Raw genomic sequence first — 12,590 nt, forward strand, 5'->3', positions numbered from 1 at the left:
CATCGTCCGCAGGCGTGACGAGGAGGTGAGGCGGCGGTGGTTGCCGACCGTCCCGCGCCGGCGCGCGTCCTGTCCCGCTGTTCGCCGGTGGTGCTGCTCAGTGCCGCCCTTGCGCTGCTGCTTGCCGGCTGGGCGGCGGTGTCGTACATCCGGGCCGATCGGGGCACCCCGACCTGCGTCGAACAGGTCCGGCTCCGGGTGGTGGCCGCTCCGGTGATCGCCCCGGCCCTCGACCGGGTGGCCCGAGCCAACGCCGGAAGCCAACCGTGCGTCTCCGTCGAGGTGCGGGCCCGACCGTCGGTGGCGGTCGCTCGGGAACTCGCCGACGACGCCGACGTGGCCGACGCGTGGCTGCCGGAGTCGACGTTCTGGCTGCGCCGGGCCCGTGCCGCTGGTGCTTTCGAGGTGCCCGGACAGGGCACGTCGGTGGCGAGCACTCCGGTGGTGCTGGCCGTCACCGACCGGGTCGCACGGCGATCCGGTTGGCCGGACAAGCCGCTGAACTGGGCGTCGCTCCTGGGTACCCGGGCGAAAGCGGTCCAGGTCGGGCTGCCCGATCCGGCGGCCGACCCGGCCGGGGTCGGCGCCCTGCTCGGCGCCCGTGCACTGGCCGACGACAACCGGGACTCGGCCGCGACAGTGGCGGCCACGTTGCGTCGGCTCGCCGAGCGGACCTTCAGCCCGGGCGAGGAAGCCAGCTCGTTGACCCCGAACCAGGACCTGCCCGGCCGGGTGAGCGTCGTCGCCGCCAGCGAACAGGCGGTGCTGGAACACAACGCCCTGGCGGCCAGCGGCAAGCTGGTGGCGGCGTACCCGGAGGTCGACGTGCCCTGGCTGGACCTGCCGTACGTGGTGCTGCCCGCCGCGCAGGGACGCGCCCGCGACGCCGCCGGCGCGTTCCTCGACACGTTGCTGACCGGCGAGGCCCGGGAGGTGTTCGCCGGTTACGGTTTCCGGACCGCGGCCGGTTTCCCGCCGGCCATGCCGGGGGACGACCGGCTGCGGGCCGAGGAACGCCGGCCGGTGCCGCTGCCCGCCGAGCAGACGGTCAGCGACGTGTTGACCGGTTGGAGCGGCGTGCAGCGCAGCGCCCGGATTCTCACCCTGCTGGACATCTCCGGTTCGATGGCCGCGCCGGTACCCGCCGGTGGCACCCGACTCGACGCCACGGTGCGGGCCGCTCGGGAGGGGGCGGCGCTGCTGCTGGACAACAGCGAACTCGGCATCTGGGCCTTCTCCACCAAGGTCGACGGCGACCGGGACCACCGCGAGATCCTGCCGGTACGCCCACTGGGTAGCCAGCGCAAACGGTTGACCGAGGCGTTGGCCGAGATCCGGGTCAAGCCGCAGGGCGGCACCGGGCTGTACGACAGCACGCTGGCCGCGTACCGCGATGCGCGCCGCAACTGGACGCCGGGCCGGATCAACCTGGTGCTGGTGATGACCGACGGGCGCAACGAGGACGACGACAGCATCGGCCGCGCCGACTTCCTGGCCGAACTCAAGCGGTTGCAGGAACCACGCCGCCCCTTGCCGATCATCTTCATCGGTCTGGGCACGGACATCGACCCGGAGGAGCTGAAGGCCATCACGAAGGTCACCGGCGGACGGGTTTTCGTCACCGAGCAGCCGGGCGGGATGCGGCGCATCTTCTTCTCCGCACTGGCCGACCTGAGCTGCCTGCCACCGGAGTGCCGCCGATGAGGGGAATTCCGGCGCGGCTGCGCCGCTCGCCCGGCACGGTGCTGTCGCTGCTGCTGCTCACCGCGATCGCCTTCGGCCAGCGGCCCGGTCAGGTCACCTTCGACACGAAACTCGACCTGGCCGCGAACCCGATCCACTTCATGGCCCGGGCGCTGCACCTGTGGAACCCGGAAGCCACCTCGGGTGAGTTGCAGAACCAGGCGTACGGCTACCTGTTCCCGATGGGACCGTTCTTCGCCGCCGGGCAGTGGCTGGCGGTACCGCCCTGGATCACGCAGCGGCTGTGGACGACACTGCTGCTGGTCGCCGCCTTCTACGGGCTGCTGCGGCTGGCCCGGGCGCTGCACATCGGCACCGAACCGACGCGGTACGCGGCGGCGCTCGGCTACGCGCTGGCCCCGCGGATCCTCACCGAGGTCGGCGCGCTCTCCTCGGAGGCACTGGCCGCCTCGATGCTGCCCTGGGTGCTGCTGCCGCTGGTGACCGTACGCCGGATCGGTTCTCCGCGCCGGGCGGCGGCGCTCTCCGCCCTGGCCGTGCTCGGCATGGGCGGGATCAACGCGGCGGTGGTGCTGATGGCGCTGCTGCTGCCCGGCGTCTGGTTGCTCACCCGACGGTGGGACGCGCAGCACGTACGGCTGGTCGCCTGGTGGTGCGCCTGCGTCGTCGGGGTCTGCCTGTGGTGGATCGTGCCGCTGCTGCTGCTCGGCCAGTACAGCCTCCCCTTCCTCGACTACATCGAGTCGTCCACCACGACCACCGCGGTGGCCTCCCTGTTCCAGGCGGTACGCGGCACCAACCAGTGGGTCGCGTACATCGTGCAGGGCGAGCCGTGGTGGCCGGCGGGCTGGCTGCTGATCGACCATCCGGTGCTGATGGCGCTGACCGCGGTGGTGGCGCTGATCGGGCTGGCCGGGCTGGCCGGCAACCTGCTGCCGCAGCGGCGCTTCCTGGTGACCGGGTTCCTCACCGGGCTGACCCTGCTCACCATCGGTTACGTCGGGGCGGTCGACAGTCCGCTCTCCGAGCTGGTCCGTGATCTGCTGGACGGCCCGTTGGCACCGTTCCGCAACGTGCACAAGCTCGACCCGGTGCTGCGGCTGCCGCTGATGCTCGGTTTCGCGCACGGTGTCGACGCGGTGGCCACCCGGATGCATCACGCCCTGGCCCGCCGTCGGCCCGGGATCCGGCTGCGTCCGCTGGTCTTCGTACCGGTGCTGCTGCTCGTGCTGGGTGCCGCCGCACCGGCCTGGCTGGGCCTGTTGCGTCCCGGCCCCGGCTGGTCCGACCTGCCGCCGCACTGGCGATCGGCGGCGACCTGGCTGGCCGACCGCGATGCGCTGGCCCGCACGCTGGTGGTGCCCGGCTCCGGCTTCGGTCAGTACGACTGGGGCCGCACGGTCGACGAGCCGTTGCAGGCGCTGGCCGAGGCACCGTGGGCGGTCCGCAACCAGATCCCGCTGGGGTCGGCGGGCAACACCCGGATGATGGACGCCGTCGAGGAGGTGCTGGCCAGCGGCCGGGGTTCGGCCGGCCTGGCCGACCTGCTCGCCCGCTCCGGCTTCCGGCACCTGGTGCTGCGTAACGACATCGACCGGACCCAGGTTGACGCGCCGCCGGTGACGGTGCTGCGTCGGGCGTTGGCCGACTCGCCCGGCATCGCCCGGGTGGCCACCTTCGGCACCACCGAGGCACTGTCCCGGACCCTCGGCAGCCCGGTGGACGACGGTGCCGGTGCCTCACCGGCGATCGAGGTGTACGAGGTGCGGCGCCCGGTCCCGACAGCCTCGGCGGTGCTGACCGCCGACGTGCCGACGGTCAGCGGTGGTCCGGAGTCACTGCTTCCCCTGCTCGAACAGGGGGTGGTGGAACGGGACCGACCCGTTTTGCTCGCCGGTGATCGGACCGCGTCCCCGGACGATGCGGTGGGCGACCGGTGGATCGTCACGGACGGTCTACGCCGCCGGGAGCGCGACATCGGCCGGGTCCGGGACAACCTCTCCCAGACGTTGACCGCGAACGAGGCGGGACGGCAGCGCCGGGTCGCCCTCGACGTGCTGCCCTTCCCTGGCGAGCAGCACCAGACGACCGCGACCTACCAGGGCATCCGTGAGGTGACGGCGTCCTCGGCCGCGAGCTTCGTGGACAGCTTCGGCCCGGCCGACCCGTCGCACCTGCCGTTCGCCGCCATCGACGGGGAGCGGGCCACGGCCTGGCACTCCGCGCCGTTGGTCGGGCCGGTCGAACAGTGGCTCCAGGTGGATCTGGACACCCCTCGCCAGGTCGACAGCGTGCGACTCGCGTTCGTGAGCGACCTGGCGGTGGGCTGGCCGGTGCAACGGTTCCGGCTCACCACGGACCGCGGCTCGGTCGATCATGAGGTGGCGCCCACGCTGGGCGGTCACTCGTACTACACGCTGCCCGGCCCCACCAGCCGGATCCGGGTGACGGTGCTGTCGGTGGCCGGCGGCCGCCTCGACGGGGCCGTCGGCATCGAGGAGTTGTCCATCCCGGACACCGAACCACGCCGCGCGCTGCGGGCCCCGGCGGATCTGCCGGACGACCTGTCGACGCCGGTCAGTTGGGCGTTCAGCCGTGGGCCGGCGGACCGCCCGGCGTGCTATCCGGCGCAGCAGACCAGCCCGGAGTCGGTGCCCGCCGGTGGCTCCGGTGGGGCGGCCACCCGGCCCGACGGCACGGTGATCCGTTGCGACCGGTTCCTCGCCCGGGCCGGTGAGGAACCACTGGGCCTGGACCGGTTGTTCCGCAACCCGGCCGCCGGCACGTACCGGTTGGAGCTGTCGGCGGTGCCGAGGCCGGGTGGTGAGCTGACGCTTTCCGGTACGAAGGTACGGGCGGCTTCGTCGTCCCGGCTGAGCGGCGACCCGGCGGTCGCCGCGTACGCGGCGATCGACGGTGACCCGGGAACGGCCTGGCTGGCCGGCACCGGAGACCTGCGTCCAACCCTGACGCTGCGCTGGTCCGGCGAGCGTCGTATCGACCGGTTGCGGCTGCGGGGGAGCGAGTTGCCGATCGGATCGCTGCCACGACAGGTGGAGATCCACACGCCCGGCCGCGAGGTGCGGGTGCCGGTCGAGGCCGACGGAACGGTCCGCTTCCCGGCGGTGCGTACCGACCGGCTCGAGATCGTGGTGCGGGAGACCGAGCACCGGCTGGCGGATCTGCGGGGCAACGGCTGGCCTGCCACGGCCGGCATCGCGGAGGTGGAGATCCCGGCGCTGGCGAGCCTGCTGAGCCCGGTCGACACCGAGACCCGGGTGGTGGAGCGCTGCGGTGACGGACCGACAGTCGAGCTTGCCGGTTTCCGGTACGACACCTCGGTCGCGGCCAGCCTGGCGGACGTGCTGGCCGGACGGCCGGTGCCGGTCGACATCTGCGGCGAGGACGGTGCGGTGCTGGACCTGCCGGCGGGCGGACAGCGGCTGGCCACCACGCCGTCGGCGGGTTTCGTGGTCCAGGACGCGACCCTGCGGCCGGACAGCGACGCGCGCCCCGCACCCCGGCACCGGGAGGTGACGGTGCTCGACTGGGCGGCGACCGACCGGACGGTCCGGGTCGCCGCCGGTGAACAGGCGTTGCTGGTGGTGCCGGAGAACGCCAACGCCGGCTGGACGGCCACTCTCGACGGGGAGACGCTGGCCAGTTCCCGGGTGGACGGGTGGCAGCAGGCCTGGGTGCTGCCGGCCGGCGCCGGCGGTGAGGTCCGGCTCGTCTTCGCCCCCGACCGGGCGTACCGGGGCGGTCTGGCGGCCGGCGCGGTGGCGGTGGCGGCCGTGCTGGTGCTGGCCGCTTGGCCGGCGCGCCGCCGGACGACGACCGACGGGGACGCCGCGGTGCCGGGCGGGGACGCGGCGGACGCCATCGCGGCGGAGGCTCCCGCCTGGGTGATCGGGGTGCTGCTGGTGGTGTTGCTCGCCGCGTTGGGCGGGGTGCTTCCGGTGGCCATCGTGCTGGCCGCGATGCTGCTGCGACAACTGGCGGTACGCGCGCTGCCGGTGGTGGTGCTCGGCGGGCTGACCGTGGCCACCGTGACCGCCGTGGCCGGTCGGCTGCAGGGGCACGGACAGGACTGGGCCTACCGGTCGTGGGTGCAGGCGGCGATGCTGGTCGCGATCGGTGCGGTGGTCGCCGCGGTCGTGCCGGTCCCCGGTGTACGCCCCGGACCAGTCGTCCCGGATGATGTGACGCCGGGCACGTCCGGTGGGCCGCCGGACGTGGCTGTCGGCCGGGGTGAGGAAGAGGACGGGACGGTGGCGCGGTGACGGCAGCGGACGACCGTACGCGGCGGGCGGAGCGACGCCGTTTCGCCTCGCTGCGCCGGTCGGTGGCCCTGTTCCGGGCGTTCCTGGTGGAGCAGACCGACCCCGACCACTTCTACGGCCTGCTGGCCGCCGACTCGGTACGTCAGGTGTCCGGCTACGCCGAGCTGGCCGGCCGGACACTGCTCGACGTGGGCGGCGGCCCGGGATACTTCGCGGCCGCCTTCCGAGCTGCCGGTGCCCGCTACCTCGGGCTGGATCCGGACGTCGGGGACTTCTCCGCGGCCGGCGAGTCGGTGGCGGGAATGTTGCGGGGCAGCGGCACGGCGCTGCCGATCCGTAGCGGCAGCGTGGACGTGGCGTTCTCCTCGAACGTCGTCGAACACGTCGCCGAGCCACCCCGGATGCTCGACGAGATGGTGCGGGTGACCCGGCCCGGCGGGCTCATCTTCGTGTCGTACACCCCCTGGTTGTCGCCGTGGGGCGGCCACGAGACGGCGCCCTGGCACTACCTCGGCGGCAACCGGGCCCGCCGTCGCTACGAGCGGCGGATGGGACGGCCGCCCAAGAACCGCTACCGGGAGACGCTTTTCCCGGTCTCGATCTCGGACACGCTGCGTTGGGCCAGGGGCAACGGTGACGTCGAGGTGCTGGACGCGTTGCCGCGTTATCACCCGTGGTGGGCGCGGTGGGTGATCCGGGTGCCCGGCGTTCGCGAGGTGGCGGCGTGGAACTTCGTGCTCGTACTGCGCAGGGCCGGTGAACGGCAGCCCGGTGCGGTGGAGAAATCAGAGCTGACCGGGGGTCGCGTGGCTATGTGACTTGGTAGTAACCTCGCGGCCATCCCACTGATTGACATCGACGATATTGAGCTCCTCAGGGAGGAAACATGAAGCACCGCGCCGTGGGTGCCGTGCTGTTCGGCGGCGGCGTCCTGCTCCTGGCGCTGGCCGCCGGGTTGGTGTTCGTCGTCAAGCCTGCGATGACCAAACTGCCCTACGACCTCGATTCGTCGACGTCGGTAGCCGAGGCAAAAGGGGCGACGTTCCTACAGATCACCAACGGCGCGGTCGCCATCAACCGGGGTGACCTGAGGTCAACCGTCCAGGTCACTCCGGAGCGTGTCAAGACCGCGGCGCTCAGCGGTGACCTCGCCGGTGACGCGGTGGTCTGGCGGGTCGGCCAGACCGTCGAGCGGACCGACTCCAAGGAACTGGTCAGTGCGTACGGTGCCGAACTGGCACTGGATCGGGTCTCCGCCGCGGCTGTGGATTGGAACGAGCAGTTCCTCGACGAGAGCGGCACGCCGGAGAAGGTCGCCTTCGCCGGTCAGGTCTACAAGTTCCCGTTCGACTCGGCGCAGGACAATTACGAGGTCTTCGACCGGGATCTGCGGCAGACCCGGATGGCCGAGTTCAAGGGCACCGAGGACATCAACGGCGTCGAGGCGTACCGGTACGAGCAGGTCATCACCGACGAGAAGCTGCCGTTGGCCACCGACCGGGTGGGACTGCTCCTCGGTGCGCTCGCCCCCGGCTCCACGTCGGGTGACGTCGTCTACAGCAACACCCGTACGGTCTGGGTGGACCCGGTCACCGGTTCCTACCTGAAGGTCCGGGAGCAGCAGAAGAAGGTGCTCGTGCCGAACACGGGCACCCCGGTGACGCTGCTCGACGCCGACTTCTCCTACAACGAGGAGACTGTGGCGTCCTCGGTGGACCGGGCCAAGGAGAGCCGGAACCAGCTCAACATCCTCGGTGTGTTCGCGCCGCTCGGGCTCGCCGTGCTGGGCCTGGTGCTGATCCTGGTCGGGCTGCTGGTTTCCCGTAGCCGTACGCCGGCCACCGTGGCCAGGCACGCCGCCGTGGACCCGGCACCGACCCGCGTCGACCAGCCGCCGGTGCGGGACGACGCGCGGGAGGCCGGGCCGTTGACCGACGAGATCCCGCCCGCCTCGACCAACTGGAAGTCCGAGGAGTCCACGGTGCCGAGCCAGCGGTCGGCACAGGGCGAGTCGGAGAAGCAGTAGCACCAGAAGTGACGTCGCGGGGCGGGCCTGTCAAGGTCCGCCCCGCGGTGTCAGAGTCGGGCCAGGGCACGGCGCAGCGGGTCGAGACCGAGCCCGCCGAGGTCGAGTGCCTGCCGATGGAACTCCCGCAGATCGAAGTCGGCGCCCTTGCGGGCCTTCGCGTCCTCCCGCGCCTGAAGCCAGATCCGCTCGCCCACCTTGTACGACGGTGCCTGCCCGGGCCAACCCAGGTACCGGTTCAGCTCGAAGCGCAGTATCTCGTCCGGCACCCGGCAGTGCGCCCGCAGGAACTCCCAACCAAGCTCCGGGGTCCAGCGCTCACCAGGGTGGAAGTCGAACGGGTTGTCCTTGGGAATCTCCAGCTCCAGGTGCATGCCGATGTCCACGATGACCCGGGCCGCCCGCAGCGCCTGGCCGTCCAGCATGCCGAGCCGGTTGCCCGGGTCGTCCAGGTAGCCCAACTCCTCCATCAACCGCTCGGCGTATAACGCCCAACCCTCGCCGTGCCCGGAGACCCAGCAGAGCAGCCGCTGCCAGCGGTTGAGCAGATCGGCCCGGACTGCGGTCTGGCCGATCTGGAGGTGATGACCGGGGACCCCCTCGTGGTAGACGGTGGTCACCTCCCGCCAGGTGGAGAAGTCCGTCAGACCCTGCGGCACCGCCCACCACATCCGACCCGGCCGGGTGAAGTCCTCGCTCGGGCCGGTGTAGTAGATCGAGCCGTCGCTGGTCGGCGCGATCATGCACTCGATCCGCCGGACCTGCTCGGGGATGTCGAAATGGGTGCCGTGGAGGTCGCTGATCGCCTGCTCGGCCAACTCCTGCATCCAGTCGCGGAACGCGTCCCGACCCCGGATGGTGCGCGCCGGGTCGGCGTCCAACGTCGCCACGGCCTCGTCGATGGTGGCGCTCGGACCGGCGATCTGTGCGGCCACCGTCCGCATGTCGGCCTCCAACCGGGCCAACTCGGCGAACCCCCAGGCGTACGTCTCGTCGAGGTCGATCCGGGCACCGAGGAAGTACTGGGAGGCCATCTCGTAGCGCTCGCGGCCGGCGGCTTGCTTCTCCCGCCCGTGCGGGGCCAGCTCGGTGCGCAGGAACTGGCCGAACTCGGCGGTCGCCGCCGTGGCCGCCGCCGCACCGCGACGCAGCTCGGAGCCGAGGCTACCCTCCTCGCCCAGCCGTTCGACAAGCCCGTGGAAGACGTTGTCACCGTCCGGATCGACCCAGACGTCGCACTGCTTGGCCACCTCGATCAGCTGGGTCCGCGAGCTGACCCGCCCGGCGGCCGCCGCCTCGCGCAACGTGGTCTTGTACTCCTCCAACGCGTGCGGGAAGAGGTTCAGCCGGGCGGCCAGGTTGGCCCGTGCCTGCTCCCCGTCGGTGGGCATCAGGTCGAAGACCATCCGGATCTCGTGCAGCCCGCTGGTGATGACGCTGACCTCGCTGGTGGTCTCGCCGGCGTCGTACAGGTCCAGTTCGAGACCGAGACGCTCCTGCATCGCCTCGCGCGCGGTGCGCTCGGCCTCCGTCTCCGGCTCGATGGTGCCGAGCTCGGCCAGGGTGCGTCGGGCCAACTCGGCGCGCGCGGCGTACCCGTCCGGTGACAGGTCGTCGAACTTGTCGTCATGGCCGGCGATGCCGACATAGGTGGCGCCGGTCGGGCTCAGCGCCGCCCACTCGGCGACGTAGCGGTCGGCCAGATCGTCGATTCTTCCCACGCTGCGCACCCTACGCGAGGTGGGCGTCGAGGTGGTGCCGCCGAACCGGTCAGGGCAGCAGGTCGGCCGGGTCGAAGTCGATCGGGAACGGCTCGTCGGCGCGGAGCCGGTCGCCGCTCACCGCCTTGGCGAGCGTGTCGTAGCCGCCGAACTTGCCGAGGGTGAACAGCTCCACCGCGACGTGCCGCAGCCGGCGCGAGATCTCCACCCGCATGAAGTAGGGCACCCCTCCCTCGGCGCAGCGCATCGGTTTGTCGACGAAGTCCTGCCGGCGGCTGCCGGGGGAGACGAACTCCACGGCCATGGTGCACAGGTGGGCCGGGATCCAGCGATCCTCCTCGTCGGTCTTCGGCAACGCGTGCAGCACGGTGAGGTCCGGCTGGATCCACCGCTGCGCGGAGAAGGTCAGGTTCACCTGCCCGAAGACGTAGAAGCCGTGGGCCTCGGCAGAGGGTGAGATCAGCCGGGCGAGCTTCATTTCGCCGTAGCTGTTCGTGCCGACCTCGGCGGGCGTCATGACCAACCTCCCGTCGATGCACTCGTATCGCGCATCGGGTAGCTCAGGCAACGGGAGGTAGCGGTCGGCGAGCTGGGTCGTCCACATGCCGTCGAGGTCGACGAGCGGGTCGAAGCGGATCGGCATCGCCATGGTGTTACACCTCCTCGGTCGGTCAACGCTCTACAAATGTAGGTGGTTTCTGTGGCGCGCGACACGACGGCCGAAAACCGCAGGACAATGTCGTACCCCGGCGGCAGAGTGTCAGGGGTGACAGGCGACTTCACCCCTGACCGACCGGCGTTGCGGAGCTGGCTGCCCGGCTTCGTCGCCCTCGCCGCGATCTGGGGTTCCAGCTTTCTCTTCATCAAGGTCGGGGTGGCCGAGCTGCACCCGCTGCACCTCACCCTCTACCGGGTCGGCTCCGGCGCGCTGACCCTGCTGGTGGTGCTCGCCGTGCTGCGTGACCGGCTACCGCGCGATCCGCGGGTCTGGGGTCACCTGACGGTGATCGCCGCTTTCGGGGTGGCGCTGCCGTTCACCCTGTTCGGCTACGGCGAGCAGCGGGTCGAGTCGATGCTCGCCGGCATCTGGAACGCGACCACTCCGCTTGTCGTGCTGCCGCTGGCGGTGCTGGTGTTCCGCACCGAGCGGCTGACCGCACGCGGTGCGGTCGGGCTGGGGCTCGGCTTCACCGGGGTGATGGTGGTGCTCGGCGTCTGGCAGGGCATCGGCGGTGCGCACTTCGTCGGCCAGCTGATGTGCTTCGGTGCTGCCGCCTGCTACGGCCTGGCCATCCCGTACCAGAAGAAGTTCATCGCCGGCAGCACCCTGTCGGGGCTGTCCCTGTCGGCGGCGCAGCTGATCGTCGCGGCGGCCCAGCTTGCGATCGTGGCACCGGTGGTGGCCGGTGCGCCGCCGCTGCCGACCGCGCTGTCGCCGCGGGTGCTCGCGGCCGTGCTGGCGCTGGGCGCGCTCGGCACCGGGCTCGCCTTCGTGATCCACCTGCGGAACATCCGGATCGTGGGCGCGACCACCGCCTCCACCGTGACGTACCTGATTCCGGTGTTCGCGGTACTCATCGGTGCCGTCGTGCTCGGCGAGCGGCTCACCTGGCACCAGCCGGTCGGAGCGCTGATCGTGCTGCTCGGCGTGGCCGTGTCGCAGGGCCTGCTCGGCCGTCGGCGTCGCCGGGTCGCGCCGGGGGTGGGCGCCCCGACGGCACCGCTCGTCGAGCCCGCCACCCGCTGACCGAACGCGGGTCAGCGGGGCGGTCAGGCGCGCGCCCAGGCGACCAGTTCGTCGGCCGTCCACGTGTTGACCACGCGATCGGCGGGGACTCCGCACCGGGCGGCCCGCTCGCAGCCGAAGCGCTGCCAGTCCAACTGGCCCGGAGCGTGCGCGTCGGTGCTGATGGCGAACCGGCAACCGGCCTCCAGCGCCCGCCGGATCAACCGCTTCGGCGGGTCCTGCCGCTCCGGCCGTGAGTTGATTTCCACGGCGGTGTCGTGTGCCACGCAGGCGGCGAAGACGGCGTCGGCGTCGAAGTCACTCTCGGCCCGGGTCCGGGCGCGGTGCCCCCGGTCGCCCGGCCCGGTCACTCCGGCCGGACGCGACGAGACCATCCGACCCGTGCAGTGGCCGAGGATGTCCAGGTGCGGATTGGCGACGGCGGTCAGCATCCTCCGGGTCATCTTCGCCCGGTCGTCGTTCAGCCCGCTGTGCACCGACCCGACCACCACGTCCAGCCGGGCCAGCAACTCCTCGTCCTGGTCGAGCGAACCGTCGGCGAGGATGTCGACCTCGATGCCGGTGAGGATGCGGAACCCCTCCGGCAGCGCCTCGTTGAGCCGGGCCACGTGGTCGAGCTGGCGGCGCAGCCGGTCCGCGGTGAGTCCCCGGGCCACCTTCAGCCGGGGCGAATGGTCGGTCAGCACCAGGTACTCGTGGCCCAGCTCCACGGCGGCCAGCGCCATCTCCTCGATCGGTGACCCACCGTCGGACCAGTCGGAGTGGGTGTGGCAGTCGCCGCGCAGGGCGGTACGCAGGGCGGTGGCCTCGGCGTCCAGGTCGCTGCCCTCGGTGGCGACCAGCCGGCGCAGGTAGACCGGCTCCTCCCCGGCCAGCGACTCGGCCACGCAGCGAGCGGTGACGTCGCCGACCCCGGCCAGCTCGGTGAGCTTGCCGGTCCGGGCCCGCTCGGCCACCTCCTCGGCCGGCAGCGCGGCCAGCGCCTTCGCCGCCGAACGGAAGGCGCGGACCCGATAGGTGGCCTCGTTCGCCCGCTCCAGCAGGAAGGCGATCCGGCGCAGGTCGGCGATGGGGTCCCGCTGCTGGTTCGCTCGCTGGCGCTCGCTCAT

At 71.9% G+C, this 12,590-nt stretch carries 7 protein-coding genes and 1 pseudogene; 5 read left to right on the forward strand and 3 right to left on the reverse strand.

Going from position 1 to position 12,590, the window contains the following annotated elements:
• Positions 1-36 precede the first annotated feature (36 nt).
• The 4 genes from O3597_RS26830 to O3597_RS26845 all read left to right on the forward strand — a co-directional run bounded on the left by O3597_RS26830 (position 37) and on the right by O3597_RS26845 (position 8,013).
• Entirely contained in the window at positions 37-1,704 is a 1,668-nt protein-coding gene (locus O3597_RS26830; protein ID WP_281602777.1) for a substrate-binding domain-containing protein, read from the forward strand.
• Complete coding sequence (locus O3597_RS26835) at positions 1,701-5,987, forward strand: alpha-(1->3)-arabinofuranosyltransferase (RefSeq protein ID WP_281602778.1); 4,287 nt, start codon at positions 1,701-1,703, stop codon at positions 5,985-5,987. Before O3597_RS26830 ends, O3597_RS26835 begins: the two co-directional genes overlap by 4 nt.
• Positions 5,984-6,805, forward strand: a complete 822-nt coding sequence (locus O3597_RS26840) for a class I SAM-dependent methyltransferase (protein ID WP_216592806.1) — start codon at positions 5,984-5,986, stop codon at positions 6,803-6,805. The genes O3597_RS26835 and O3597_RS26840 overlap by 4 nt, the downstream gene beginning before the upstream one ends.
• A gap of 68 nt (positions 6,806-6,873) precedes the next feature.
• The gene (locus tag O3597_RS26845; RefSeq protein ID WP_281602779.1) at positions 6,874-8,013 is read left to right on the forward strand and encodes a DUF3068 domain-containing protein; all 1,140 of its coding nucleotides are present in this window, start codon (positions 6,874-6,876) and stop codon (positions 8,011-8,013) included.
• Between the two features lie 50 nt (positions 8,014-8,063).
• Here the strand turns inward: O3597_RS26845 and O3597_RS26850 are convergent, their stop codons facing one another.
• Together O3597_RS26850 and O3597_RS26855 are read right to left on the reverse strand one after the other, a co-directional pair.
• Positions 8,064-9,734 carry a DUF885 domain-containing protein gene (locus O3597_RS26850; RefSeq protein WP_281602780.1) on the reverse strand — a complete coding sequence of 557 codons (1,671 nt, stop codon included), beginning with the start codon at positions 9,732-9,734 and terminating at the stop codon, positions 8,064-8,066.
• A gap of 49 nt (positions 9,735-9,783) precedes the next feature.
• Positions 9,784-10,383 carry a Uma2 family endonuclease gene (locus tag O3597_RS26855; protein WP_281602781.1) on the reverse strand — a complete coding sequence of 200 codons (600 nt, stop codon included), beginning with the start codon at positions 10,381-10,383 and terminating at the stop codon, positions 9,784-9,786.
• 117 nt (positions 10,384-10,500) lie between these two features.
• Here O3597_RS26855 and O3597_RS26860 point away from each other — a divergent pair.
• Positions 10,501-11,616: pseudogene (locus O3597_RS26860) on the forward strand (DMT family transporter); the annotation flags it as partial.
• On the opposite strand, the gene O3597_RS26865 reads toward O3597_RS26860, so the two are convergent.
• Positions 11,505-12,590, reverse strand: coding sequence for a PHP domain-containing protein (locus O3597_RS26865; protein WP_164449575.1), 1,086 nt, complete (start codon positions 12,588-12,590; stop codon positions 11,505-11,507). The pseudogene O3597_RS26860 and the gene O3597_RS26865 sit on opposite strands and share 112 nt — an antisense overlap.

Origin of the sequence: Verrucosispora sp. WMMA2044 (assembly GCF_027497155.1) — a bacterium.
In the GTDB taxonomy this organism is placed as follows: domain Bacteria; phylum Actinomycetota; class Actinomycetes; order Mycobacteriales; family Micromonosporaceae; genus Micromonospora; species Micromonospora palythoicola.

Coding starts and splice junctions, on each gene's coding strand:
- O3597_RS26855 (WP_281602781.1), bottom strand. CDS start 10,383: ATGGCGATGCCGATCCGCTTCGACCCGCTCGTCGACCTCGACGGCATG.
- O3597_RS26845 (WP_281602779.1), top strand. CDS start 6,874: ATGAAGCACCGCGCCGTGGGTGCCGTGCTGTTCGGCGGCGGCGTCCTG.
- O3597_RS26835 (WP_281602778.1), top strand. CDS start 1,701: ATGAGGGGAATTCCGGCGCGGCTGCGCCGCTCGCCCGGCACGGTGCTG.
- O3597_RS26865 (WP_164449575.1), bottom strand. CDS start 12,590: ATGAGCGAGCGCCAGCGAGCGAACCAGCAGCGGGACCCCATCGCCGAC.